The 1,231-nt window shown below is 47.7% G+C and carries 1 protein-coding gene; it reads right to left on the bottom strand.

Going from position 1 to position 1,231, the window contains the following annotated elements:
* Positions 1 to 29 precede the first annotated feature (29 nt).
* Positions 30 to 1,153 (bottom strand): IS3 family transposase gene (locus tag NK662_RS23060; protein WP_438503655.1). Its coding sequence is split into 2 segments (ribosomal slippage): positions 30 to 907 and positions 907 to 1,153, totalling 1,125 coding nucleotides; the frame shifts between segments, so codons are not numbered across the junction.
* Between the last annotated feature and the right edge of the window lie 78 nt (positions 1,154 to 1,231).

Raw genomic sequence — 1,231 nt, 5'->3', positions numbered from 1 at the left:
TGGAATGTCAACACCTACTTGGACAACTTTTATAAGGCCAGCTGTTTAAACTCGACTGGCGTGAGATATCCCAGTGTCTGATGGATCCGAATGTTGTTGAACCAGTGTACGTAATCCCCAAGCTCCAGCTGGAGTTGTTCCAGCGTTAGGAAGGTTCTCTGGTACACAAATTCGATTTTAAAGCTCTTGTACGTGGCTTCCGCTACTGCGTTATCATACGGGCATCCTTTTGCGCTTAGTGACCGCTGAATCCCAAAGGCTTCCGTTGCTTCTCTCATGAGCTGATTGTCAAACTCCGAACCTCGGTCTGTATGGAAGAGTCGCACATTCGTCAAGTTGCCTTGGATGCTGCTCAACGCCTTGTAGACAAGGGCTGCGTCTTTGTTTGGGCCTGCGCTTGCACCCACAATTTCGCGGTTAAAGAGGTCAACAAATAAGCATACGTAATGCCATTTTTTCGCGACACGCACGTATGTTAAGTCACTGACAAGGATGGATAGCTCTTGTTTCTGTTGGAACTCACGGTTCAGTACATTGGCTGTTTCCGCTTCGTTGCTTGGCTTCTGCTGGGACTTGTAGTAGGCGACCGTATAATTGGATACCAAGCCGAGCTGCTTCATGATGCGACCAATCCGCCGTTTGGAAACAGTGACATCTTGCTTCTCCAACTCTCTCTTGATTTTCCGCGTGCCATAGTTGTTCCGGCTTTGCGTAAAAATCTTGTAAATCCGTTCCTGTAGGTCCGCTTCTTCGGCCTGGTGCTCGTCATCTTCACGTTTTCTCGCGTGGTAGTAGTAGGAGCTTCTTGGAATTTGTAGGACGCCGCACATTGCTGATACCGAATATTTGTGAGCGTTTGCTCGTATCACATCTATTTTCGTCCCATGATCAGCGCGGCCTGCTTTAAAATGTCCACCTCCATCTTCAGACGTTGGTTCTCTTTCCGCAGTTGCATCAGCTCATTTTCTTCCGCTGACCGGTTGTCCTCCGCTGTGAAGGAACCTGTTTTTTGGTGGTTGGAGATCCAGCGGTCTAAGGCAGATGGGGTAATATCATACTCTCTGGCAATATCAGCTCTTGACTTGCCATTCTCATACAGCTTCACCATTTGTAGCTTAAATTCAGCTGTATACGTTCGGCGCTCTTTTTTCATGGACGACACGCTCCTCAGGTTAGTAAGTATAGTGTACTAGCCCTGATACGAGTTGTCTAACTAAGTGTAGACCATCCA

Source organism: Ectobacillus ponti, assembly GCF_024294785.1.
Lineage (GTDB): Bacteria > Bacillota > Bacilli > Bacillales > Bacillaceae_G > Ectobacillus > Ectobacillus ponti.
Note: the sequence above shows the minus strand (reverse complement) of the source record. Positions and strands in the feature narration are given on the sequence as shown.